Annotated in this window: 19 protein-coding genes and 1 pseudogene; 11 read left to right on the forward strand and 9 right to left on the reverse strand. The window is 65.7% G+C overall.

The window, feature by feature from the left end; genetic code table 11:
• Positions 1 to 385: 385 nt before the first annotated feature.
• The 4 genes from P6U28_RS29260 to P6U28_RS29275 all read left to right on the forward strand — a co-directional run bounded on the left by P6U28_RS29260 (position 386) and on the right by P6U28_RS29275 (position 3,809).
• Entirely contained in the window at positions 386 to 919 is a 534-nt protein-coding gene (locus P6U28_RS29260; protein WP_027574305.1) for an invasion associated locus B family protein, read from the forward strand.
• Between the two features lie 111 nt (positions 920 to 1,030).
• Positions 1,031 to 2,458, forward strand: a complete 1,428-nt coding sequence (gene tldD, locus P6U28_RS29265) for a metalloprotease TldD (RefSeq protein ID WP_122400695.1) — start codon at positions 1,031 to 1,033, stop codon at positions 2,456 to 2,458.
• Positions 2,455 to 3,231 carry a signal peptidase I gene (lepB, locus tag P6U28_RS29270; protein ID WP_122400694.1) on the forward strand — a complete coding sequence of 259 codons (777 nt, stop codon included), beginning with the start codon at positions 2,455 to 2,457 and terminating at the stop codon, positions 3,229 to 3,231. Before tldD ends, lepB begins: the two co-directional genes overlap by 4 nt.
• An 11-nt stretch (positions 3,232 to 3,242) precedes the next feature.
• Positions 3,243 to 3,809 (forward strand): nucleotidyltransferase family protein, encoded by a 567-nt coding sequence (locus P6U28_RS29275; protein WP_407120316.1) that lies wholly within the window; start codon positions 3,243 to 3,245, stop codon positions 3,807 to 3,809.
• Between the two features lie 144 nt (positions 3,810 to 3,953).
• On the opposite strand, the gene P6U28_RS29280 is transcribed toward P6U28_RS29275, so the two are convergent.
• The 3 genes from P6U28_RS29280 to P6U28_RS29290 all read right to left on the reverse strand — a co-directional run bounded on the left by P6U28_RS29280 (position 3,954) and on the right by P6U28_RS29290 (position 6,666).
• The gene (locus P6U28_RS29280) at positions 3,954 to 4,520 is read right to left on the reverse strand and encodes a PAN domain-containing protein (RefSeq protein ID WP_122400692.1); all 567 of its coding nucleotides are present in this window, start codon (positions 4,518 to 4,520) and stop codon (positions 3,954 to 3,956) included.
• A 180-nt stretch (positions 4,521 to 4,700) separates the two neighbouring features.
• On the reverse strand, positions 4,701 to 6,071 hold the full coding sequence (locus P6U28_RS29285) for a glutamate--cysteine ligase (protein ID WP_407120317.1): 1,371 nt from the start codon (positions 6,069 to 6,071) through the stop codon (positions 4,701 to 4,703).
• Between the two features lie 100 nt (positions 6,072 to 6,171).
• A complete protein-coding gene (locus P6U28_RS29290; RefSeq protein ID WP_122400690.1) occupies positions 6,172 to 6,666 on the reverse strand; it encodes a MarR family winged helix-turn-helix transcriptional regulator in 495 nt (164 codons plus the stop codon).
• A 127-nt stretch (positions 6,667 to 6,793) separates the two neighbouring features.
• Here P6U28_RS29290 and P6U28_RS29295 point away from each other — a divergent pair.
• Together P6U28_RS29295 and P6U28_RS29300 are read left to right on the forward strand one after the other, a co-directional pair.
• Positions 6,794 to 7,023, forward strand: a pseudogene (locus P6U28_RS29295) (glutathione transferase GstA); the annotation flags it as partial.
• 286 nt (positions 7,024 to 7,309) lie between these two features.
• On the forward strand, positions 7,310 to 7,618 hold the full coding sequence (locus P6U28_RS29300) for a hypothetical protein (RefSeq protein ID WP_407120318.1): 309 nt from the start codon (positions 7,310 to 7,312) through the stop codon (positions 7,616 to 7,618).
• A 378-nt stretch (positions 7,619 to 7,996) separates the two neighbouring features.
• Here the strand turns inward: P6U28_RS29300 and P6U28_RS29305 are convergent, their stop codons facing one another.
• From P6U28_RS29305 to P6U28_RS29320, 4 genes are all read right to left on the reverse strand, one after another.
• A complete protein-coding gene (locus P6U28_RS29305; RefSeq protein ID WP_407120319.1) occupies positions 7,997 to 10,210 on the reverse strand; it encodes an FAD-dependent oxidoreductase in 2,214 nt (737 codons plus the stop codon).
• Positions 10,211 to 10,366: 156 nt separating this feature from the next.
• Positions 10,367 to 11,575, reverse strand: a complete 1,209-nt coding sequence (locus P6U28_RS29310) for an acetyl-CoA C-acetyltransferase (RefSeq protein ID WP_407120320.1) — start codon at positions 11,573 to 11,575, stop codon at positions 10,367 to 10,369.
• Positions 11,576 to 11,632: 57 nt separating this feature from the next.
• Positions 11,633 to 13,423 carry an acyl-CoA dehydrogenase C-terminal domain-containing protein gene (locus tag P6U28_RS29315; RefSeq protein ID WP_122400686.1) on the reverse strand — a complete coding sequence of 597 codons (1,791 nt, stop codon included), beginning with the start codon at positions 13,421 to 13,423 and terminating at the stop codon, positions 11,633 to 11,635.
• 41 nt (positions 13,424 to 13,464) lie between these two features.
• Positions 13,465 to 13,851 carry a nuclear transport factor 2 family protein gene (locus P6U28_RS29320; RefSeq protein WP_407120321.1) on the reverse strand — a complete coding sequence of 129 codons (387 nt, stop codon included), beginning with the start codon at positions 13,849 to 13,851 and terminating at the stop codon, positions 13,465 to 13,467.
• 198 nt (positions 13,852 to 14,049) lie between these two features.
• On the opposite strand from P6U28_RS29320, the gene P6U28_RS29325 reads away from it, so the two are divergent.
• From P6U28_RS29325 to P6U28_RS29340, 4 genes are all read left to right on the forward strand, one after another.
• On the forward strand, positions 14,050 to 14,640 hold the full coding sequence (locus P6U28_RS29325) for a PadR family transcriptional regulator (protein WP_407120322.1): 591 nt from the start codon (positions 14,050 to 14,052) through the stop codon (positions 14,638 to 14,640).
• A gap of 366 nt (positions 14,641 to 15,006) precedes the next feature.
• Positions 15,007 to 18,405, forward strand: coding sequence for a hypothetical protein (locus tag P6U28_RS29330; protein WP_407120323.1), 3,399 nt, complete (start codon positions 15,007 to 15,009; stop codon positions 18,403 to 18,405).
• 327 nt (positions 18,406 to 18,732) lie between these two features.
• Entirely contained in the window at positions 18,733 to 19,650 is a 918-nt protein-coding gene (locus tag P6U28_RS29335; protein ID WP_122400682.1) for a sulfite exporter TauE/SafE family protein, read from the forward strand.
• Complete coding sequence (locus P6U28_RS29340; RefSeq protein WP_407120324.1) at positions 19,647 to 20,417, forward strand: TIGR02186 family protein; 771 nt, start codon at positions 19,647 to 19,649, stop codon at positions 20,415 to 20,417. The genes P6U28_RS29335 and P6U28_RS29340 overlap by 4 nt, the downstream gene beginning before the upstream one ends.
• A 101-nt stretch (positions 20,418 to 20,518) precedes the next feature.
• Here the strand turns inward: P6U28_RS29340 and P6U28_RS29345 are convergent, their stop codons facing one another.
• Both P6U28_RS29345 and P6U28_RS29350 read right to left on the reverse strand, forming a co-directional pair.
• Positions 20,519 to 21,292: an MBL fold metallo-hydrolase gene (locus P6U28_RS29345; protein WP_407120325.1), complete on the reverse strand. Its 774-nt coding sequence runs from the start codon at positions 21,290 to 21,292 to the stop codon at positions 20,519 to 20,521.
• A gap of 12 nt (positions 21,293 to 21,304) precedes the next feature.
• Entirely contained in the window at positions 21,305 to 22,216 is a 912-nt protein-coding gene (locus tag P6U28_RS29350) for a DMT family transporter (protein ID WP_407120326.1), read from the reverse strand.
• Positions 22,217 to 22,326: 110 nt separating this feature from the next.
• On the opposite strand from P6U28_RS29350, the gene P6U28_RS29355 reads away from it, so the two are divergent.
• A complete protein-coding gene (locus P6U28_RS29355) occupies positions 22,327 to 23,190 on the forward strand; it encodes a LysR family transcriptional regulator (RefSeq protein WP_162500538.1) in 864 nt (287 codons plus the stop codon).
• The last annotated feature ends 9 nt before the right edge of the window (positions 23,191 to 23,199 follow it).

A 23,199-nucleotide genomic window follows, 5' to 3' on the forward strand; every position in this document is an offset into this window, starting at 1 on the left:
ATTCGATCCGCCAGTCCGACAAACCGCCACGCAAGAATACCTCTAAGAGGAATCGGGGCCAGATCGCTAGAACGCGAAATCAAGCCTCTCAAACCATAATTCTTGATCTATCGCAATGCAGTCTTGAGCCTGGTCTGCCAGCCATCACCGGCAGGATATTTCCCAGCAACATCAGACAAAAATACCGCTTCCCGGGAAGCTGCGGCTTGACAGCGGAATTGCCCGCGTTAGGCACTGGCAGGCAGCCGCGCAGGAGCCTGATTCGAGCGGGCGATGGCGGTGTGGGCGGCGCGGAATTTGCTTGGGAATCGCCTTCAAGACGCCGTCATTCCCGTATCAGTCCGCCAGGGTGCGAGTGACCCAGGCGAGCAGAGGGACCGACCCGATGGGGCTTTCGAGATCGATGGCAAGGCCGGCGAACGGCCTCCCGGCGCTGGCCGCCCTCGTGGCTGCGATCGTCCTCCTCGCGCTGCCGGGCCTTGCCCATGCGCAGGGCGCGGTACGCTCCGTCCATGGCGACTGGCAGATCCGCTGCGACACCCCGCCGGGCGCCCAGACCGAGCAGTGCGCCCTGATCCAGAGCGTGGTGGCGGAAGACCGCTCCAATGCCGGCCTGACCGTGATCGTGCTCAAGACCGCCGACCAGAAGAGCCGCCTGATGCGCGTGGTCGCCCCGCTCGGGGTCCTGTTGCCCTCCGGCCTCGGCCTCAAGCTCGACAACCAGGACGTCGGTCGCGCCGGCTTCGTCCGCTGCCTCCCCAACGGCTGCGTCGCCGAGGTCGTCCTGGAGGACAAGCTGCTCGGCCAGCTCCGCAGCGCCAAGACCGCGACCTTCATCATCTTCGAGACCCCGGAAGAAGGCATCGGCTTCCCGCTCAGCCTGAACGGGCTGGGTGAGGGGTACGACAAGCTGCCGTAGGGGCGGCTGAACTGGCAATCCTATTGTTTCCGTAATGTGAGACCTGGCGCCCTCGCGGAACCGGTCCGAAACCATTATCTTGCCCCACATCTTCCGATAATGGACGGACGAATGACCAACCCTGCCACAACCTCCCTGCTCGACCGTGCCAATCTCGACCGCGACCAGGTTCGCCACGAGATCGCGCGCGGGCTTTCGGGCGCTGACGACGGCGAATTGTTCCTGGAATACAGCCAGACCGAAGCGCTGATGTTCGACAATGGGCGGCTGAAGCAGGCGACCTACGACACCTCGCAGGGGTTCGGCCTGCGCGCCGTCAAGGACGACGCGGTCGGTTACGCGCATTCCTCCGACGTGTCGCTGCCGGCGCTGATTCGCGCCGCGGACGCCGTCGCTGCCGTGCGCGGCGGCTACTCCGGCAGCTTCGCCGCACCGCCGGCGCACACCAATGTGCGGCTCTATGGCGACGACAACCCGCTCGATGCGCCGGGCTTCGAGACCAAGGTCAAGCTGCTGGCCGAGATCGACGCTTACCTGCGCGACAAGGATCCGCGGGTGCGGCAGGTCAGCGTGAGTCTCGGCGCGACCTGGCAGGTCGTCGAGATCCTGCGGCCCGACGGCGAGAGCTATCGCGACATCCGTCCGCTGGTGCGCGTCAACATCTCCGTCGTCGCCGGCCAGGGCGACCGCCAGGAGAGCGGCAGCAAGGGCTATGGCGGCCGCGCCGGCTATGCCGAGTTCATCGCGACCAAGTCCTGGCGCGAGGCCGCCGACGGCGCGCTGCGCGAAGCGCTCGTCAACCTGGAATCGATTCCCGCCCCCGCCGGCGAAATGGACGTCGTGCTCGGCGCCGGCTGGCCCGGCGTGATGTTGCATGAAGCGGTCGGCCATGGCCTCGAAGGCGACTTCAACCGCAAGAAGACGTCGGCATTTGCCGGCTTGATGGGCCAGCAGGTCGCGGCCAAGGGCGTCACCGTGGTCGACGACGGCACCATTGCCTCGCGGCGCGGCTCGCTGTCGATCGACGACGAGGGCACGCCGACCAATCGCACCGTGCTGATCGAGGACGGCATCCTCGTCGGCTACATGCAGGATCGTCAGAACGCACGGCTGATGAACATGAAGCCGACCGGCAACGGCCGTCGCCAGGGTTATGCCCATGTGCCGATGCCGCGCATGACCAACACCTACATGCTCGCGGGCGACCGCGAGCCGGGCGAGATCATCGCCTCGGTGAAGAACGGCGTGTTCGCCGCGAATTTCGGTGGCGGCCAGGTCGACATCACCTCGGGCAAATACGTGTTCCAGTGCACCGAGGCCTACAAGATCGAGAACGGCAAGATCGGTGCGCCTTTGAAGGGCGCCATGCTGATCGGCAACGGGCCGACCGACCTGCATCGCATCCGCATGATCGGCAACGACCTCGCGCTCGACACCGGGATCGGCACCTGCGGCAAGAATGGCCAGGGCGTGCCTGTCGGCGTCGGCCAACCGTCGCTGCTGATGGAACGCATTACGGTAGGTGGAACAGGCGCATGAGTGTTGAGAAAGTAACTGCGCCCGCCAAGCGCAAAAGCAGCGGCTGGGGTGGACAGATCGCTCAGCTCGCCGGCATCGTCGCCGCGGTCTTCATCGCCAAGGGCGCGCTTGCCGAGCCGTTCTACGTGCCGTCGGGCTCGATGGAGCCGACGCTGTTGATCGGTGATGCGCTGCTCGCCTCGAAATTCCCCTATGGCTACGGCACCTCGTCGCTGCCGATCCAGATCAGCCTGCCCGAGAGCGGCCGCGTCTTCGCGGAGACGCCGAAGCTCGGCGACGTCGTGGTCTTCCGCTGGCCCGGCGATCGCTCGCAGGCCTGGGTCAAGCGCGTCGTGGGCCTGCCCGGCGACCGCATCCAGATGCGGCAAGGCCAGCTCTTCATCAACGACCGCCCCGCCGAGCTGAAGCCCGATGGCGTCGGCGCCGCCGAGGACGACCATGGCGGCAGCGAGCCCGCCTATCGCTACGTCGAGACGCTGCCGAACGGCGTCTCGCATCTGATCTTCAAGATGCGCGACAGCGGTCCGCTCGACAACACGCCCGAAGTGACGGTGCCCGCTGGTCACCTCTTCGTGCTCGGCGACAACCGCGACAATTCCGCCGATAGCCGCGTGCCGCTGCGCTCCGGCGGTGTCGGCCTCTTGCCGATCGACAATCTGATCGGCCGTGCCGATGCGGTGCTCGGCTCCTGGGATCTCGGCATGCGCGGCCAGCCGGTGTGGACCTGGCTGTCCGGGTTCAGGCTGGCGCGGTTCTTCACCGCCGTGCATTGACTGGTTATTGGGTGAGAAGAGACGAATTCCTCGCTCTTGCCTTGCGCAATCCGGTCAACGCCACGATTCTAGACGAGCTCCATCGCCTCGCGCTGCCGGATGCGTGGCTGGTTTCGGGATGCCTGGTGCAGACCGTGTGGAACATGCTCACGCGCCGCGCGATCGATCACGGCATCGCCGATTACGACGTGTTCTATTTCGATCCTGATACGTCATGGGAGGCCGAGGACGCGGTGATCCGCACCCTGCACGCGCGGCTCGCGCATCTCGGTGCCAAAATCGAGGCCCGCAACCAGGCGCGCGTGCATCTATGGTACCCCGCCAAGCACGGCCTGCCCTACCTGCCGCTAAGCTGCACGGCAGACGGCATCGATCGCTTCCTGACGCAGAACACGCAAATCGGAGTGAGGCGCGCTGCCGATGGTCACGAGGTCTACGCCCCGCACGGCTTCGACGACGTCGGGAGATTGATCGTGCGGCCCAACCGGGCGCAAAATTTTTCAATCGCCAATTACGAGGCGAAGGCCGCGCGATGGAAGGCGCTCTGGCCCGAGCTTACGGTGATTGCCGCGGAGTGATGCTCGTGTCCCGGACAAGTCGCATCGTGAAACGACGCGGCGCAGAGCCGGGACCCATGGCGCAGCGGATCCCTGTGTGGCGTGGGCCCCGGTTCAGCGGCACATCACTTCGTGCTCCGCCGCGCCCGGGGCACGTGACAACGACTACCGCACCACGCCCGACGTGAATCCCGCCTTCCTTCGCGGCGGCTTGATCTCCTTCTTCAGGAAACAGCGCGCCTCACGCCCGGTATAGCCGGGGCGGGCATAGGTGAAGGCACGGCATTTGTTGTCGGCGGTGCAGGCGGCCTTGCAGGCCTCGACGCTTTCACCGTCCTTGAGCTCGAAATTGCGCAAATCGCCGCCAGGGCGGTCGATCGAGCTCTCGACGCCCTCGACGCGCGGCTCGATCACGCCGGCGCCGCGGACCCCCGAGATACAGCAACTTCCCGGCACGCGCGCCGGCACGCTGTTCTTCAGCCAGCACACCGCCGCGGCACCGTCGACGTCGGGATAACTGAAGCTCCAGGAGCGGCAGCGGCGATCGCGCTCGCACAGCAGCGCGCAATCCTCGGGATCGCCCGAGGTGACCGGCGTGCTGAAATAGTCGCCGCCGGGCCGATCGAACGCCGTCTGGGCAGGCGCCGGCACACTCGCAAATGCGAGCGAAAGCAGCGTGACACATGCCGCGACGCTGGCCATGACGGCCCCGGACAGGCGGCCCTTCCCCATCAGAACAGCTTTCGAGTTATTGACGACGCTCAGGTTTTTCGGCCGGTCATTTGATCGCCGCAAACCTGTATGGGCGATGAACGGCTGAAATCCGGATCGTTGGCCTAACGCATGACCCCAACGGCCGCGTTAGCGCAAAGTGTGACGCGATTATCCGAGAAGATCATACTCAAACAAGGTCTAGAACGCATACTCCGCGTAGGCCGGTTCCACCGAGCCTTTCCAGGGACCGTTGAACTTCTCCAGCATCTCCTCGGCCGGCGTCCGGCCGGAATCGATGATGCGATCGAGCGGCTCGAGGTGCCGGGTCTCATCGCGGCCAAGCTGGTCAATTCGGCCGCGGCGGCGCAGGCCGGCATGAGCCAGAACGAGGCACTCCTTGGCGATCTCGAACAGATAGCGATCCTTGATCCGCGCCTTGAAGCCGAAGCGCGGCACGTCATCGCGCAAGGCCTGACGCTCATGCGCACTCCAGTGCTTCACCATGTCCCAGGCGGCATCGAGCGAAGCCCCATCGTAGAGCAGCCCGACCCAGAATGCCGGCAGCGCCGGCAGACGGCCCCACGGTCCGCCGTCGGAGCCGCGCATCTCGAGATAACGCTTGAGCCGCACTTCCGGGAAGATCGTCGAGAGATGGTTGGCCCAGTCCGACAGCGTCGGACGCTCGCCGGGAAGATTGTTGTTGCGGCCATCGAAGAACGCGCGGAACGAGGAGCCCGACACGTCGATGTACTCCTCGCCGCGCTTGACGAAATACATCGGCACGTCGAGCGCGTAGTCGACATAGCGCTCGAACCCCATGCCGTCCTCGAACGCCCACGGCATCATGCCGGCGCGCGCGTTGTCGGTGTCGCGCCAGATCTCGGACCGGAAAGAGAGGAAGCCATTCGGCTTGCCCTCGGTGAACGGCGAATTGGCGAACAGCGCAGTCGCGACCGGCTGGAGCGCGAGCGAGACGCGCAGCTTCTTGACCATGTCGGCTTCGGAGGAGAAGTCGAGATTGGTCTGCACCGTGCAAGTCCGGTACATCATGTCGAGGCCGTACTGACCGACCTTCGGCATGTAATTGGTCATGATCTTGTAGCGGCCCTTGGGCATCACCGGGATATCGGCGCGCGACCAGGACGGCGTCATGCCGAGCCCGAGGAAGCCGATGCCGAGCGGCGCTGCGATCTCGCGCACCTGCGCAAGATGCGCCATCAACTCGCTCTGGGTCTGGTGCACGTTCTCGACCGGCGCGCCGGAGAGCTCGAACTGTCCGCCGGGCTCGAGCGAGATCGCACCGCCGCCCGTGACATCGTAGAGGCCGATGATGTTGCCCTGCTCCATGATCGGCTCCCAGCCGAGCAGGAGCTTCATGCCTTCGAGCAGCGCACCGATGCCGCGCGCCCCCCCGTAAGGCACCGGAAGGTGGCCGTCGAGCGTGAACGGCGTCTTCTCGTGCTCGGTGCCCATGCGGAATTCGGACGGGTCCTTGCAGCCGGCCTCGAACCACGCGACGAGCTCGTCGCGTGATTGCAGCGGCGTCATATCGATCTGGTCTCGCGCCATATCAAACTCTATTCAAAAAGCGCTTCGACCGAACGCGCGCGGGTGACAGGGATGGCCCGCGAACCCACCGGTTGCGCGGATGAGCGGGTTTGCCGCGCAATCATCGCGACGGCATGCTTTCGTTGACGCCCGCGGGCGGCAGTTTCATCTCGCCGCACGAGCAGCCCAGGCGGTCGAGCAGACTGCTGAGCTTGACGGCATCGGCATCCGACAGTTTCGAACCGACATATTTCTCGATCGCAGCCGAATAGGCGCCCCACATCCGCTTCTGCAGCTCGCGGCCGGCTTCCGTGATCTCGACGAACTGGCCGCGCTTGTCGATCTTGCATTCGCGCCGCGAGGCAAGGCCCTCGTCGACCAGGCGGTCGATCAGCCGCGAGGTAGAATATTGCGGGATCAGCATCTGCCGCTCGAGTTCGACCGGCCGCAGCTCGCCCGAGGGGGCCCGCGACAATTCGAGCAGCGCGTCATACCAGGCCAGGGGTGGGAAGCCGGCCTTCTTCAAGTCCTGCTCGACGCAGTCGAGCACGCGGCTCTGGACCCGCATCAGGCGGATCCAGGCGGCTGTTGCCTCGGTCGATGGTCTGCGTTTCATGGTCCCGCTCAAGCTCGTCGCCCGTCTCTTACTCCATTCGATGCACCTGCATCAATCTTGACTATTTCAAGCAGGTGCATGTAGTCGTCCTTTCGGCCGAACCAAGCTTCAGGCGGAGGAAATTTCCGTGAAACCGTACGCTTCGCCCGGTGCCTGTCCACTATCCCCGGATCGCGGTCCTGGAAGCCCGCCTGGCCGATGAGCTGGTCGAGGTCGAATCGGCGCCAAGAAGCTCGAAAATGGTGAGGATGACCTGAAGCTGAACCCCTTGGGGGCCAGGTCCCTGCGCTGGGCCTCGACTGCGATGAGATCGTGACCGAAGGCCGTGTGATTGTCCAGATGACCGGCGATCCGGCTTGAGCCGAGGCGCTGGCGCCCGCCCGCGCCAGTTCCAAGAAGGTTGGTCCGCCTTTCACGGAGCGGGACGGGCGGGACGCCGAAGAGCCGGACCGACGATCGGGCTCCTGTCGCTTGCGGAATCCGAAATTTCGAGGCGCTCTGACGTCAATTTTACGAGCATTGTCAGGGTTAACAATAACTCTGCGTTGTGCGCTCCGCGGTCGTCACCATCCTTGTGGGAGCAATCCGCTTGGCTCAGCTTCAGCGCGGGACACGACGCAGACCGCTGGACCGGACAGCTATCGTGACGACCGTACTCCTCCTGCTGCTCGCGAGCGCAATCACTGGCTTGGCGACGGGGCTATTCCTCCGAGTCTGGGCTCTGTTGCTGGTCTCGCCGGTGACCGCGATCCTTGCCGCAACGGTGCTTCAGACCTCGGGCTTTGGCTTTTGGACGGGCGTTCCAATCGTCGTCGGCTGCCTGATGGCCGGCCAGGTCGCCTATCTGGCGGCGACGTTCTACGTGCACAGAGGGGAGCTTTCAGTACAGGACGAGACCGACGGCGAACCAGGCAAGCACGGCCAGCGCCATGTCAAAGGCGAGGACGAGTAGGGCCAGGCCGACCCCCGACGGAATCTTTCTGCGCAGCCGGGGCAGCCTGCGGCGCGGCCACGGCCGAACCAGCAGCAATAGGGGAGCGCATCTCACCGCAACGCCGGCTGCGCTGCCTTGAGACACCGGGGGGATCATTGCGGGACACCTTCAATGCCAATGGGTCATCCGGTGGATGATCAGCAAGAGTGGTGCCGAGCGAGCGTGGCCGGAACGACGAAGGCGGCTGGAACGCCAGTCCCGCCGACGAGACGGTATCGGGCCGCGCATTCGCGCCGTTCTGAGATGGAAAATAAAAAATGCCGGATCAATGATCCGGCATTTTTGTTTCTGCGTAACCCGGATTTCGCTCACGCTCCATCGGGCTACAGGCCTCTCTCAGGCCGCCGCCTTCTTGGGCGCGAATCGTCCGTAGAACGTCTCGCCCTTCGCTGCCATCTCTTCCAGGAGTTTCGGCGGCGTGAAGCGCGAGCCGTATTTCGCCTCCAGCTTGTGGCAAAGTTCGAGGAACTTCTTCGTGCCCATGAAGTCGATATAGGACAGCGTGCCACCGGTGAACGGCGCGAAGCCGAAGCCGAGGATCGAGCCGACATCCGCCTCGCGCGGATCGGTGATGACGTGATCCTCCACCGTGCGCGCGGCTTCCACGGCCTGTACGACCAGGAAGCGCTGCTTCAGCTCCTCGATATCGAGCGTATCGGGGTCGAGCTGCTTCGGCTGCAGCGCCGAGAGGCCAGGCCACAGGCTCTTCTGGCCCTTGCCCTTCTCAGGATAGTCGTAGAAGCCCTTGCTGTTCTTGCGGCCGAGCCGGCCCTGCTTCTCGACCATCTCCACCATCAGCTTCTTCTGATCGGGATTGATGGCGTTGGGGCCGAGATCGGCTTCGGTCGCCTTCATGATCTTGAGGCCGAGGTCGAGCGCGACTTCGTCCGACAGCGAGAGCGGGCCGACCGGCATGCCGGCCATCTTGGCGCAGTTCTCGATCATCGCCGGCGGCACGCCTTCGAGGAACATCTCGTTGCCTTCGGCGACATAGCGGCCGACGCAGCGATTGGCGAAGAAGCCGCGAGAGTCGTTCACCACGATCGGCGTCTTGCCGATCTGGCGGACATAGTCGAGCGCGGTCGCCAGCGCGACCTCGCCGGTGTTCTTGCCGAGGATGATCTCGACCAGCATCATCTTCTCGACCGGCGAGAAGAAGTGAATGCCGATGAACTTGCCCTGATCCCTGAAACTCTCGGCCAGCGAGGTGATCGGCAGCGTCGAGGTGTTGGACGCGAAGATCACATCCGGCTTGAGATATTGCTGCGCCTTGGCGAAGGTCTCCGCCTTGACCTTGCGATCCTCGAACACCGCCTCGATGACGAGATCGACATCCTCGAGCGCGGCGTAATCCGCCGTCGCCGTGATGCGCGCGAGCAGCGCTTCAGCGTCGGCCGGCTTGGCGCGGCCCTTCTTGATCTGGTCCTCGATCACCTTCTGCGCATGCGCCTTGCCCTTGTCGGCGCTCTCCTGGTCGCGATCGATCAGGATGACGTCGAGGCCGGCACGGGCCGAGACATAGCCGACGCTGGCGCCCATGAAGCCGGCGCCGATCACGGCGATCTTCTTCACCTTGGTCGGCGGCACGTCCTTCGGGCGGCGCGCGCCCTTGTTGAGCTCCTGCATCGACAGGAACAGGCTGCGGATCATCGCGGCCGCCTCCTTCGAGCGCAGCACCGAGGTGAAGTAGCGCGACTCCACGCGCAAAGCGGCGTCGATCGGCAGCTGCAGGCCCTCATAGACGCAGCTCATGATGGCGCGCGCGGCCGGATAATTGTCGTAGGTCTCGCGGCGATAGATCGCGTTGCCGGCCGGGAACATCATCATGCCGGCCTTGGAGAACACCGGACCTCCCGGCAGCTTGAAGCCCTTCTCGTCCCAGGGCGCGACCGCCTTGCCGCCGCCCTTGATCCAGTCCTTCGCGGCCTTGATGAGGTCGGCGGCAGGAACGATGGCGTGAATCAAATTCAGCGCCTTGGCCTTCTCGACCGTGACGGGGTCGCCCTTGAGCAGGATGGTCATCGCGTCCTGCGGCGGCACCAGGCGCGGCACGCGCTGCGTGCCGCCGGCGCCCGGAAACAGGCCGACCTTGACCTCGGGCAGGCCGAGCCGGGTCTTGGGATTTTCCGCCGCGACGCGATAGTGGCAGCACAGCGTGATCTCGAAACCACCGCCGAGCGCGAGGCCGTTGATCGCGGCGGCCCACGGCTTGCCCAAGATCTCGATCGAGCGCAGCACCTGCGAGAAGCGCCGGCTCTGGTCGAACAGCATCTGGTTCGCGGCGGTTTCGCCCTGCTCCTTGAACACCTTGGCGTAGGCCTGGTTCATGCCCTCTAGCATGGACAAGTCGGCACCGGCGCAGAACGCTTCCTTGGCAGAGGTGATGACGATGCCCTTCACGGCCGCGTCAGCGGTGGTTGCCTTGACGATCGCATCGAGCTCATTGGTCGAGGTCTCGTCGAGCACGTTCATCGAACGGCCCGGGATGTCCCAGGTGACGAGCGCGATGCCGTCGGAATCGGTCTCAACCTTGAAGTTCTTGTAAGACATGGTGGCTGCTCCTCGGTGCCGCAGCCGATCTCAGGCGCGGCGGTTGACTTGAGATCTCGTCGGGTGGGCAAAGGCGCTCTTGCGCCGTGCCCACCCTCATTCGCGAAAGGCAGCAGTGGTGGGCACGCTTCGCTTTGCCCACCCTGCGGCAGCTCGTTACACGCGCTCGATGATGGTCGCGGTGCCCATGCCGCCGCCGATGCACAGCGTCACAAGGGCGGTGGACTTGTTGGTGCGCTCGAGCTCGTCGAGCACGGTGCCGAGAATCATCGCACCGGTCGCCCCTAACGGATGGCCGAGCGCGATCGCGCCGCCGTTGACGTTGATCTTGGCGTTATCGATGTCGAAGGCCTGGATGTAGCGCAGCACGACGGAGGCGAAGGCCTCGTTGAGCTCGAACAGGTCGATGTCCGACTTCTTCATGCCGGAGCGCGCAAAGAGCTTTTCGGTGACGTCGACCGGACCCGTCAGCATCATCGCCGGCTCGGAGCCAATGTTGGCGAAGGCGCGGATCTTCGCACGTGGCTTCATGCCGTATTTCGCGCCTGCCTCTTTGCTGCCGAGCAGCACCGCGCCGGCGCCGTCGACGATACCCGACGAATTGCCGGCGTGGTGCACGTAGTTGACGCGCTCGATCTCGGGGTGCGACTGCACCGCGACGCCGTCGAAGCCGCCCATCTGCGCCATCATCGTGAACGAGGGCTGCAGCTGCGCCAGCGACTGCATCGTCGTGTTGGGGCGCATATGCTCGTCCTTGGCGAGAATGGTGAGGCCGTTGACGTCCTTCACCGGCACGACCGACTTGTCGAAGCGGCCCTCGTCCCAGGCCTTGCCGGCGCGCTGCTGGCTCTGCACGGCGTAGGCATCGACGTCGTCGCGGGAGAAGCCATACTTGGTGGCGATCAGATCGGCCGAGACGCCCTGCGGCATGAAATAGGCCGGCACTGCGATCGAGGGGTCCATCGGCCAGGCGCCGCCGGAGGCGCCGATGCCGACGCGGCTCATGGATTCGGCGCCGCCGCCGATCACCAGATCGTGTTGGCCGCTCATGATCTGCGCGGCGGCGAAGTTCACGGCATCGAGGCCGGAGGCGCAGAAGCGGCTGATCTGCACGCCCGGCACGGCTTCGCCGAGGCCCGCCTTCAGCGCGGCGAAGCGCGCGATGTCGGAGCCGGCTTCGCCGACCGGATCGACCACGCCGAGCACGACGTCGTCGACGGAGTCCTCGGGCAGGTTGTTGCGGTCCTTCAGTGCCTTCAGCGGCACCGTGGCGAGTGCGAGCGCCGTGACTTCGTGCAGCGCGCCATCCGGCTTGCCGCGGCCGCGCGGGGTGCGGACGTGATCGTAGATGAATGCCTCAGGCATGACGCCCTCCTGATGTGATGTTCGAAAGCTGTTGGGAAACGCCGGCGGAAGCAGGCTTCAGAACGCTTCCGCCGGCAATTCCATGATGGTGGCGCAGCCGGCCTGGATGCGCGCGAGATTGGCCGCGGTCTCCGGCAGCATCCGCTCCATGAAGAAGCGGCCGGTGACGAGCTTGGTCGAGAGATAGGGCGTGGCGCCCGACTCGGCAATCTTCGCCTGCGTCACCTTGGCCATCTTCGCCCACATGTAGCCGAGCGCGACGAAGCCGAAGAGGTGCAGGTAGTCGGTCGCGGCTGCTCCCGCATTGTCCGGCTTCGCCATCGCGTTTTGCATCAGCCAGGTGGTGGCTTGCTGGAGATGGCCGAGCGAAGTCGAGAGCGGGGTGATGAAAGGCTTCATCGCCTCGTCGCCGCCGTTCTCCTTGGCGAAAGCCATGACCTCGCCGAAGAACGCCATGATGGCACGCCCACCGTCGCGCGGCAGCTTGCGGCCGACGAGGTCGAGCGCCTGGATGCCGTTGGCGCCTTCATAGATCATCGCAATACGGGCATCGCGCACGAACTGCTCCATGCCCTGCTCGGCGATGTAACCGTGGCCGCCATACATCTGCTGCGCCTGCACCGCGTTGGCGAAGCCGTAATCGGTGAGGAAACCCTTCAGCACCGGCGTCATCAGGCCCATGTGGTCGTCGGCGGCCTGGCGATCCCTGGGGTCTTCGGAACGATGGGCGACGTCGCTCTTCAGTGCGGTCCAGATCACGAATGCGCGCGCGGCTTCGTTGAAGGCACGGATCGAGAGCAGCGTGCGGCGCACGTCGGGATGCACGATGATCGGATCGGCCGGCTTGTCAGGTGCCTTGGCACCGGTGAGGGAACGGCCCTGGATGCGCTCGCGGGCATAGGCGACCGCGTTCTGATAGGCGACCTCCGACTGTGCGAGGCCCTGCACGGCGACGCCGAGCCTGGCTTCGTTCATCATCACGAACATGCCTTGCATGCCCTTGTTCTCTTCGCCGATCAGCCAGCCGGTGGCGTTGTCGTAGTTCATCACACACGTCGAATTACCGTGGATGCCCATCTTGTGCTCGATCGAGCCGCAGACGACGCCGTTCCGTGCCCCGACCGAACCATCGGCATTCACGAGGAATTTCGGCACCACGAACAGCGACACGCCCTTGATGCCGGCGGGCGCGCCCTCGATGCGGGCGAGCACGAGATGGATGATGTTTTCGGCGAGATCGTGCTCGCCGGCCGAGATGAAGATCTTGGTGCCCGTGATCTTGAAGCTGCCGTCGGCCTGACGCACGGCCTTGGTGCGGAGCATGCCGAGATCGGTGCCGCAATGCGGCTCAGTGAGGTTCATGGTGCCGGTCCATTGGCCCGCCACCATCTTCGGCACGTAAGTCTTCTTCTGCTCAGGGCTTCCATGGACGAGCAGCGCCGCGGTCGCGCCCATGGTGAGGCCGCCATACATCGAGAACGCCATGTTGGCGGAGATCTGGAATTCGTTGACGGCTTGCGAGAGCGTCACCGGCAGACCCTGGCCCCCGAACTCGGTCGGCGCCGACAGGCCGAGCCAGCCGCCTTCGGCCACTTGCTTGAAGGCGTCCTTGAACCCCTTCGGCGTGGTGACACTGCCGTCGTCGGCCCGCTTGCAGCCTTCGAGATCGCCCACGCGATTGAGCGGCTGCAGCACTTCTTCGGCGAGCTTGGCGGCTTCGCCCAGGATCGCCTCGCGCACGTCGCTCGACGCATCGGAGAAGCCCGGCAGATTGTCGTAGCGGTCGATCTGGAAGACGTCGTTGAGCAGGAAGTTCACGTCTTCGACAGGGGCTTTATAGATCGGCATGATGGTCTCCCGGCATGGGCCCTGAAGGGATGATGTTGGGCTTATGATTGGGCGGCGGCAAGCTGCTCCGCCATCAGGCGGTGCAGCATGTTGATGGCCTTGAGCGGCCGGACCATCACCTTGAAATGGGTGATGCGTCCCTCGGCATCGAAGCTGATGATGTCGACGCCGTTGATCTCGATGCCGTCGATCATGGCCTTGAATTCGAGCACGGCGCCGCGCTCGTTCGTCCACTCGCCGACATAGGTGAAGCCGGGGCCACCGAGCACCTTCTCGGCGCTGGAGAGGTATTTGAAGGTGATGTCGCGGCCGCGCTGCGGTGTGTGAACGACGGGGCTTTCGAACACCGCGTCGGGATGCAGGAGGTCCCAGAGCGCGGCGCGATCATGAGACTTCATGTAGGAGTACCAGGAATCGAGGCCGGTCATTCTCAGGTGCCTCCCTAGGGCAAGGGCAAAAGTTACGAAAACAACCCCATGCACAGTAGCCAGAAGGTTGATTCCGCTGGATTTTTCAGCCGGGATTTTGGCCCGCCTGCACGCTCCCTCATATGCACATTGACGCATATGCGCCGATGCGCATAAAGTCAAGCAGATTGGTCGGAGATCAAGAACAGGAGGCCGGTGATGGCGCTGGGCGACGCAATCCTCGCATGCCTGACGGAACGTCCGATGACGGGCTACGAGCTCGCCAAGACCTTCGATTCCTCGATCGGCTTCTTCTGGAAGGCCGACCACCAGCAAATCTACCGCGAGCTCTCCAAGCTGCGCGACCGCGGCTACATCCAGGGCCGCGAGGTCGTGCAGACAGGCAAGCCCAACAAACTGATCTATACGCTCACTCCCGAGGGCCGAACAGCGCTGCGGCACTGGGCAGCGCGGCCAAGCACGCCGCCCTCGATCAAGGACGACCTGCTGGTGCGGCTGCATGCGCTCGACAGCGTCGACATCGAGCCCCTGCGCACCGACCTGATGGCCCGCCTGGAGCACCATCGCGACCGCCATGCCAATTACGAGCGCATCCTGAAGAAGCGTTTTCCGGACGGCACGGCGGAAGGCCGGCTCGATCTCGGCAACCTGCTCCTGCTCCGCTTAGGGGCCCGTCACGAGCAGATGGTGGCGGATTTCTGCGAAGAGGCTCTGTCGGCGCTGTCGACGATGAGCGGCAAGGCCGCGGTGGTGCCGATCGAGGATGGCAAGCGCGAGGGGAAGGGCTGAGCCCGACGCGACAGGAGACTGTCACCACACCCACCGGTGTCATGCCCCGCGAAAGAGGGGCATCCCGTACTCCGGGGCGGCGCGGCTGGAATCGAGCCGCCGCGGCGTACTTCGCGGGCGATGACAGCGGAGTATCTGGCGGCAGCAGGCCACCTGGATGCAGTGGCGCCGCTCGGGTGCCCGAGTTCCTCCCGCCCAACTTTAAGACAGCCGCGCCGCATTCCTTAACTCGTTATTTACCGTAACAGGAAAAAGTCGGTTTTCGAGGCAGACGACCCGCGCCAAATTCGATTGTCTTTGCAACCGGCACGCGTGGGGAAGCTGAAGGCGCCGGGTGGGGCGCCGGAGTCGGAACCGGACAGAGTCATGAATTCGCGCGTATCGTGGAGTGTTGACGGCATCGATCCCTCCGTCAGGGAGCGGGCCGAAGCTGCTGCGCGCAGAGCCGGCATGTCACTCAACGACTGGCTGAACTCCACGCTCGGCGAGACGACCCCGCCGAACTTTCGCGGACCCTACGACCAGCGTCCGCACCACATGCCGAGTCAGGAGAGCCGCGAAGTCGCCGACATCCACCAGCGGCTCGACGCGATCACCCAGCAGATCGAACGGATTTCAAAGCCCGCCCCGCGCCAAGACTCTTCTCGTGAACGAGACGTCTCGCGCGAGCAGGGCGTCGCGCGCCAGCTCAATGATGCGATCTCGCGGCTCGATGCGCGCCTGTCGCAAATCTCCCGTCCGCAGCGGCAACCGCAGCAGGCGCCACGCCCCGCCCCGGCCGACACGCGCCAGCGCCAGGCCGATGCGGTCGAGCGCGCGGCCGCGCAGGTCTATCGCAGCTCACCACCCCTGAGCCCGGCGTCGTTCGACGTCGCGGTCGCCGAGATCACGGCGCGCCAGAGCGAGCTCGACGGCTTTACGCCCAGGCAGATGCCGCCGCGTGCCGCCCCGTCGCTTGCGCCCGCGGCTCCTTACGCGCCTCCGATGGCGCCGCCCGCACCTGCCTACGCGCCGCCGCCCCCGCAGCCGGGGCCGGATTTCTCCTCGCTCGAACGCCATCTGCTCAAGATCACCAGCCAGATCGAGTCGCTCCAGCGTCCCGACACTACCGAGCAGGCGATCGCCGCTTTCCGCAGCGAGCTTGCCGAAATCCGTGCCGCCATCACCGAGGCGATGCCGCGGCGCGCGATCGAATCGATCGAGAACGAGATCCGCTCGCTGCACCGTCGTATTGACGAGACCCGCTCCAACGGCACCGACGGCCAGATCCTCGCGGGCATCGAGCGCGCATTGTCCGACACCAAGCAGGTGCTGCGCACGCTGACCCCGGCCGAGCAGCTCACCGGCTACGACGAGGCGATCCGCAATCTCGGCGCCAAGCTCGACCTGATCCTGCGCGCCAATGACGACCCCTCGACCGTGCAGCAGCTCGAAGGCGCGATCTCCGCGCTGCGCGCCATCGTTTCCAACGTCGCGTCCAACGAGGCGCTCGCGCGTCTGTCCGAAGACGTGCAGCTGCTGTCGTCCAAGGTCGACCAGATCACCCGCGCGTCCGGCCACGGCGACAGCTTCGCGGTGCTGGAACAGCGCATTGCGGCGCTCACCGCCGCGCTCGAAACCCGCGAGCGGCCCCAGCCATCCGAGAGCACCGAGCATCTCGAAGCCGCGATCCGCGCGCTGTCGGACCGTTTCGACCGCATGCAGGTCGGCAACGACTCGGCCTCGACCTTCGCCCATCTCGAACAGCGCGTCTCCTATCTGCTGGAGCGGATCGAAGCCGCCTCCGATCCGCGCAACAACAATTTGAGCCGCGTCGAGGACGGGCTGCACGACATCCTCAGGCACCTGGAGCGGCAGCAGGCGACCTATGCCGCGCTGGCCGAGAGTCGCAACTCCGCCCCGCCGCCCGATTCCGGCATGGTCGATCTCGTCAAGCGCGAGCTCTCCGACATCCGTTTCAGCCAGGCCGAGACCAACCGGCACACCCAGGACTCGCTCGAGGCCGTCCACAGTGCGCTCGGCCACGTCGTCGATCGCCTCTCCATGATCGAAGGCGATCTGCGCGCGGTGCGCACCGCGCCGCCGGCCCCCGCCCCTCAGCCGATGCCGATGGCGGCACCGATCGAGCCGGCGCCGATGGCGCGCGAGCCGCGGCCGCAGCCGCAGCCGCCGAAATACGATCCGAAGCCTGAGCTGCCCAATCCCGCTGCCGCGCAGGCTGCACCGGCCGCCTTCGTCGCCGCGCCGCGCGAATTCCACGCTGCCAGTCCGGCCGCCCCACCGCCGGTGCCAGCGGCACCGCCCATTCCGCCGCGCGCGATCAGCGAAATCCTGGAGCCGCATACGGCGCCGGCGCGCGCTGCGATCGTGCCAGAACTGCCGCCGGATCATCCGCTCGAGCCGGGCACGCGGCCGGGCGGGCGCGTCGCCACGCCCTCGGAGCGCATCGCCGCCTCCGAGAGTGCGATCAGCGAAATTCCCGCGGCTCCGAAGGAGCCGGTGTCGTCGTCGAGCTTCATCGCAGCCGCACGCCGCGCCGCGCAAGCTGCCGCCGCGCAGCCACCCGAGAAAGCCGGCCGCGCCGCCAAGACGGCGGCGAGCCGCGGCAAGGACAAGGGCCAGGAAGGTGGCTCGACCATCACCTCGAAGATCCGCTCGCTGCTGGTCGGCGCGAGCGTGGTCGTGATCGTGCTCGGCACCTTCAAGATGGCGATGAACCTGCTCGATGGCGGCAGCGCACCGCCGGCGCCGCAGGCGATGCAGAATGTTCCGAACGAGCCGGCACCGCAGGCCGCGCCATCGCCGGTCGAGACCAAGCCGGCCGTGCCCGAGCAGGTCACGCCGTCGATGACCTCGCCGACGCCGATCGGACGGCAATCGCAGAACAATACTGCGCCGCCTCCCACGCCCAATTCCGGCAGCACCGCCTCGGTCGAAATCCCGCAGGCGCCCGCCGCGACCGTGCCGCCGCCTACTTCCAGCAGCGACGTCACCGGCGCGCTGTCGGGCACCAGCCGCGCCAAGCTCGGCCTCGTCCAGGTGCCGCCGAGCGAGAAGCTCCCTGATGGCATCGGCGGTCCGGCCCTGCGCACCGCTGCGATGAAGGGCGATGCGACCGCGGCCTACGAGATCGGCGTGCGCTTTGCGGAGGGCAAGGGCATCGCCACGAATTATGACGAAGCGGCGAAGTGGTACGACCGCGCGGCGCAGGCCGGCGTCGTCCCTGCGACCTTCCGCCTCGGCACCCTGTACGAAAAGGGCCTAGGGGTGAAGAAGGACGCCGACATCGCGCGCCGCTATTACACGCAAGCCGCCGAGCGCGGCAACGCCAAGGCGATGCACAATCTCGCGGTGCTCGATGCCGATGGCGGCGGCCGCGGCGCCAACTACAAGAGCGCGGCGCAGTGGTTCCGAAAGGCTGCCGATCGCGGCGTCGCCGACAGCCAGTTCAACCTCGGCATCCTCTATGCCCGCGGCATCGGCGTCGAGCAGAACCTCGCCGAATCCTACAAATGGTTCAGCCTGGCCGCCGCGCAGGGCGATGCCGATGCTGCCAGCAAGCGCGACGATGTGGCGAAGCGCCTCGACCCGCAATCGCTCGCCGCTGCCAAGCTCGCGATCCAGACCTTCAGCGCCGAGCCGCAGCCCGACGACGCCGTCAACGTTGCGACCCCGAACGGCGGCTGGGACAGCGCGCCGCAGGCAAGCGCAAAGCCAGCGCCGAAGCCGGTCGCCGCCAAGCGCTCGGCGTCAGCGGCGCATTAAAGCGCGATGGGATCAGGATGAATCACCATCGCGCTTCAGGTTCTTGTTTGAGCATGATCTTTTCGGAAAACCGCTGCACACTTTTCCGGATCATGCTTTAGAACTTACTGCTCGTCGACGGTCTCGGTTCACCTCTCCCCGACGGGGAGAGGTGGACCGAGCGCCTGGCTGGCATCGTCCCCCCAACTGGTCGCGGCGATTCCCCATGCCAAAAATTCCTGATCCGCCTGCCGCCAAATTCCGCTATTGAGGGACGCGGCAATCGTTCCGACCGTCCGGCGAGCATTCCGCGATAATTGATCCGTCTCGCCGGAGCGTGGTCCCTCAATGCAGCTTTACCTCCCGATCGCCGATCTACCAGTCAACGTCTTCCTGGTGCTGGCGATGGGCGCGGCCGTCGGCTTCGTCTCCGGCATGTTCGGCATCGGTGGCGGCTTTCTGATGACGCCGCTGCTGATCTTCATCGGCATCACGCCGGCGGTGGCGGTCGCTTCCGTGGCGAGCCACATCGCGGCCTCCTCTTTTTCCGGAGCGCTCTCTTACTGGCGGCGGCGCGCGATCGATCCGGCGCTGGCGAGTGTATTGTTATGCGGCGGCGTGACCGGGACGGCGCTCGGCGTGTGGACCTTCACGCAGCTGCGCGCGCTCGGCCAGCTCGATCTGATGATCGCGCTCTCCTACGTCGTGCTGCTCAGCACCGTCGGCAGCCTGATGTTCTCCGAGGGCCTGCGCGCATTGATGCGGACCCGGCGCGGCGCGCTGCCGCCGCGCCGCACGCACAACTGGATCCACGGCCTGCCGCTGAAGATGCGGTTCAAGCGCTCGAAGATCTATCTGTCCGTGATCCCAGTCGTGGTCGTCGGCATCATGATCGGCTTCATCGGCGCCATCATGGGCATCGGCGGCGGCTTCATCCTGGTGCCGATCATGATCTATCTGCTGAGGGTACCGACCTCGACGGTGATCGGGACCTCGATGGTGCTCACGCTGGTGACGATGCTGTTCGCGACCCTGCTGCACGCCGTGACCAATCACCTCGTCGACGCCGTGCTGGCGCTGATCCTGATGGTCGGCGGCGTCACCGGGGCGCAGTTCGGCGCACGCGCCGGCCAGAAGATCCGCGGCGAGCAGCTGCGGCTGCTGCTCGGCCTCTTGATCCTCTCGGTCGGCGTCCGCTTCGCGATCGAGCTGGTGATCCAGCCCTCGGATCTCTTCACCATTCGCGAGCTTGGAGTGAACGGATGATGCGCGCGCTTCTCGCCATCGTTCTCGTCCTGCTGCTCGGCGGCGCCGCGCGGGCCGAGCGGCTGATCGTCTCGGTCTCCAACCACCGCGTCACGGTGACGCCGAACTATTCCGGCGAGGAGCTGGTGCTGTTCGGCTCGGTCGAGAGGGATGCGACGACGCCGGCGGACCGCACGGCTTACGATCTCGTGGTCACCGTGATGGGCCCGCGCGCCGACATGGTGACGCGGCGCAAGGAGCGCACCTTCGGCATCTGGATCAACACCGATTACCGGCAGTTCCTGCAGGTGCCGAGCTATCTCGCGCTGTTCGCCAACCGCCCCTTCGACGCCATCACCTCGCCCGAGATCGCGCGGCGGCAGCAGATCGGGCTCAACAACGTGCTGCTGACGCAGCGGGTCGGCGGCGACTACGCCGACGTCGTGCCGAACGATGCGTTCCGCTCGGCCTTCATCCGCCTGCGCACTCAGGGCGGGCTCTATCGCGAAGATGCGAGCGCAGTGACGTTCCTGACTCCGACGCTGTTCCGCACCGGCATTCCACTGCCGGCGGAGGTGCCGATCGGCACCTATGAGATCGAGATCAAGCTGTTCGCGAACGGTGGCTTCATCGGCAAGACCGAGACCGCATTCGAGATCGTCAAGGTCGGCTTCGAGCAGTTCGTCGCGACCACGGCGCGGCAGAACGGCCTGATCTACGGCCTCGCTACCGCGGCCATGGCGCTGATGACGGGCTGGATGGCGTCGATTGTGTTCAGGAAGGATTAGCCGCACACTCCGTCATTGCGAGCGAAGCGAAGCAATCCAGACTGCCGCCGCGGAAAGACTCTGGATTGCTTGGTCGCTCCTCGCAATGACGGGTGGCGCGATCACGGCGCCTCGACCACGGTCGGCACGCCCGGCTCCAGCAGGCGCAGCCGGGGTCCGAAGCCGAGCACGTCGAAGGTCTTGCGCAGGTCCTCGCCGTTCTGGCGGAAATGAGCCCAGCCTTCGGTATGCAGCGGCACGATCATCGCATCGGGAAAGGCGCGCGCGGTCTCGATGGTGTCGTTGGTGTCCATGGTGAGATGGAACGGCCCGCGCGTTTGCGCCGCGCCCGCGAAGGGCAGCACCACGCCGCATTTGAAGCGGCGCGCGACCTCGGCGACGCCATCGAACCAGGTGGTGTCGCCGCTGATATAGACCGGACGCGTGTCCTTCCGGCTCGATGACACCACGAAACCGATGACGTCGCCCGACAGCGGCTCGATGCCGGCGGGGCCGTGACGCGCGGGCGTCGCGGTGATGGTCAGCGTGTTGCCGTCGCTATCCTCCAGACGTGCGGTCGCCCAGGGCGCAAGGCCCTCGACATGGCCGCCGAGGCGCTTTGCGCCCGCCTCGGTCGTCAGCACGCGCTTGACCTTGAACAGATAGTCGCGGCCGGAATTGTCGAGATTGTCGGAGTGCTGGTCGTGGCTGAGCAGCACCGCATCGACCGGGCCGATCGCGTCAGGCCTCACGGCAGGCCCGATCGTCTTCTCCAGCTTCACATGCGGCAGCTGGTACGCGCCGGGCGCGTCGAAGGTCGGGTCGGTGAGCAGGCGGAAGCCGTCGATCTCGATCAGCGCGGTAGGACCGCCGATCAGGGTGATGGAAACGGGCATGATGAACTCCTGTCATGAGGCGGGCTTTGCCGGCCGCGTCACCAGGTAAATGCCGAGCGCGACCGGAATGATCCCGAGCAGGTCGCGGGCCTCCATATGTTCGCCGAGCACCAGGAAGGCGAACAGCATGCCGAGCGGCGGCATCAGGAAATGATAGGCGCTGGCGGCAGTGGCGCCACACACTTTCAAGAGATGAAACCAGAGCCAGTAAGCGAGAATTGAGCCGCCGAGCACGAGGAAGGCGAAGGCGCCGATCAGGCTCGGCGTATAGTCGATCGCGTCGACATCGGCGAAGGTGAGCGCGATCGGCGTCAGCGCTACGCCGGCAGCCAGGTTCTGCACGCCGTTGCCGATCCACAACGACCCCTTCGGCGCCAGCAGCTTGAACAGGATGGTGCCGGCGACGATCGAGGCGAGCGAAGCCAGCGTGAAGACGATGCCATGCAGGGAATCGGTGCCGACCGACAGGCGATGCCAGACGATCGCCGTCACGCCGATGACGCCGAGCAAGAGGCCGCTCGCCTTGCGCCAGGTCATGCCTTCGCCGAGCAGAAGCGCGGCGAGCGCCGCCGTGAACACCGGATTGGCCGACACGATCAGCCCGCCGAGGCCGGCGGAGACCGATTGCAGCCCGGTGTAGCCGAGCCCGAGATAGAGCGCGTTGTTGGCGATGCCGAGCACCGCGAAGACGGCGGCATCGCGCCATGACAGCGACCAAGCCTCGCCGCGGATCAGCGTCGCACCCAGGATCAAGATGCCCGCGAGCGAGAAACGCGCGGCGAGCAGGATCAACGGCGGGCAATGGGTGACGCCGATCTTGCCGGCGACGAAGGCATAACTCCAGAGCAGACAGAACAGGCCGATGGCAAGCGGCAGCGTATTGAAGCGGCTGCGGGGCGCGGGAAGCGAGGTGGCGAGGGACATGAGGGCATTCTCGGATGTTTTTCTTCTGGCCCTCGATCTAGGGGGGCAGCTTGCCATTTGGAAATTAAATGATTAACTCGATACCAGTGGATTTTCGAATGGAGGCGCCGATGCTCGATCTGGAGCTCCTGCGCAGCTTCGTCTCGGTGGTCGAGGCGGGCGGCTTCACCCGCGCCGGCGCGCGCGTTCACCGCACGCAGTCGACCGTGAGCCAGCAGATCAAGCGGCTGGAGGATGATGTCGGTCAGGTGCTGCTGCACCGTGACGGCAAGGACGTCCGCCCGACCGAGGCCGGCGAGCGGCTGCTCTCCTATGCGCGACGGCTGCTCTCGCTCGCCGAGGAGGCGCGCGACGTGCTGCGTCAGCCCGGCGGCGAAGGCGCGATCCGGCTCGGCATTCCCGAGGATTTTGCGGCCTATCGACTGGCCAAATTGCTGGGCGCGTTCTCGCGCTCGCATCCGGGGTTGCGGCTCGACGTGCGCGCCGATCAGAGCAAGCATCTCGCCCGCGATCTCGAACGCGGCGAGCTCGATCTTGCGCTCTACAAGCGCGAGGCCGGCGCGAAGGACGCGATCGCGGTGTGGCCCGAGCGGGTGCACTGGGTCACCAGCAAGAGCCACCCGGTCGACGTCAACGTGTCGTCGGTGCCGCTGATCGGCTTTCCACTCGGCTGCATCTATCGCGCCGGCGCCATCCATGCGCTGGAAAGCGCGGGCCGCGCCTGGCACACCGCCTACACGTCATCGAGTCTGGCCGGCATCCAGGCCGCGGTCGCCGCCGGCATGGGATTGAGCATCCTGTCGGAGATGGCGATCCAGTCCGATCACCGCGTGCTGACGGCAAAGGATGGCTTTGCACCGATCAACAAGACCGAGGTCGCGCTGATGGCTTCGCCGGATGCGAGCCCGGCAACGCTTCGGCTTGCGGATCGTCTCGCCGAATTTTGCGATGCGGTGCAGAGCAAGGCGGCCTGAATTCGCTGG

Origin of the sequence: Bradyrhizobium sp. STM 3561, assembly GCF_045571455.1 — a bacterium.
Taxonomy (GTDB): Bacteria; Pseudomonadota; Alphaproteobacteria; order Rhizobiales; family Xanthobacteraceae; genus Bradyrhizobium; species Bradyrhizobium vignae.

Excerpts from the sequence above, each read along its gene's own strand:
- P6U28_RS29260 (WP_027574305.1), top strand. The coding sequence starts at position 386 with ATGGGGCTTTCGAGATCGATGGCAAGGCCGGCGAACGGCCTCCCGGCG.
- tldD (WP_122400695.1), top strand. The coding sequence starts at position 1,031 with ATGACCAACCCTGCCACAACCTCCCTGCTCGACCGTGCCAATCTCGAC.
- lepB (WP_122400694.1), top strand. The coding sequence starts at position 2,455 with ATGAGTGTTGAGAAAGTAACTGCGCCCGCCAAGCGCAAAAGCAGCGGC.
- P6U28_RS29280 (WP_122400692.1), bottom strand. The coding sequence starts at position 4,520 with ATGGGGAAGGGCCGCCTGTCCGGGGCCGTCATGGCCAGCGTCGCGGCA.
- P6U28_RS29285 (WP_407120317.1), bottom strand. The coding sequence starts at position 6,071 with ATGGCGCGAGACCAGATCGATATGACGCCGCTGCAATCACGCGACGAG.
- P6U28_RS29290 (WP_122400690.1), bottom strand. The coding sequence starts at position 6,666 with ATGAAACGCAGACCATCGACCGAGGCAACAGCCGCCTGGATCCGCCTG.
- P6U28_RS29305 (WP_407120319.1), bottom strand. The coding sequence starts at position 10,210 with ATGTCTTACAAGAACTTCAAGGTTGAGACCGATTCCGACGGCATCGCG.
- P6U28_RS29310 (WP_407120320.1), bottom strand. The coding sequence starts at position 11,575 with ATGCCTGAGGCATTCATCTACGATCACGTCCGCACCCCGCGCGGCCGC.
- P6U28_RS29315 (WP_122400686.1), bottom strand. The coding sequence starts at position 13,423 with ATGCCGATCTATAAAGCCCCTGTCGAAGACGTGAACTTCCTGCTCAAC.
- P6U28_RS29320 (WP_407120321.1), bottom strand. The coding sequence starts at position 13,851 with ATGACCGGCCTCGATTCCTGGTACTCCTACATGAAGTCTCATGATCGC.
- P6U28_RS29325 (WP_407120322.1), top strand. The coding sequence starts at position 14,050 with ATGGCGCTGGGCGACGCAATCCTCGCATGCCTGACGGAACGTCCGATG.
- P6U28_RS29330 (WP_407120323.1), top strand. The coding sequence starts at position 15,007 with ATGAATTCGCGCGTATCGTGGAGTGTTGACGGCATCGATCCCTCCGTC.
- P6U28_RS29335 (WP_122400682.1), top strand. The coding sequence starts at position 18,733 with ATGCAGCTTTACCTCCCGATCGCCGATCTACCAGTCAACGTCTTCCTG.
- P6U28_RS29340 (WP_407120324.1), top strand. The coding sequence starts at position 19,647 with ATGATGCGCGCGCTTCTCGCCATCGTTCTCGTCCTGCTGCTCGGCGGC.
- P6U28_RS29345 (WP_407120325.1), bottom strand. The coding sequence starts at position 21,292 with ATGCCCGTTTCCATCACCCTGATCGGCGGTCCTACCGCGCTGATCGAG.
- P6U28_RS29350 (WP_407120326.1), bottom strand. The coding sequence starts at position 22,216 with ATGTCCCTCGCCACCTCGCTTCCCGCGCCCCGCAGCCGCTTCAATACG.
- P6U28_RS29355 (WP_162500538.1), top strand. The coding sequence starts at position 22,327 with ATGCTCGATCTGGAGCTCCTGCGCAGCTTCGTCTCGGTGGTCGAGGCG.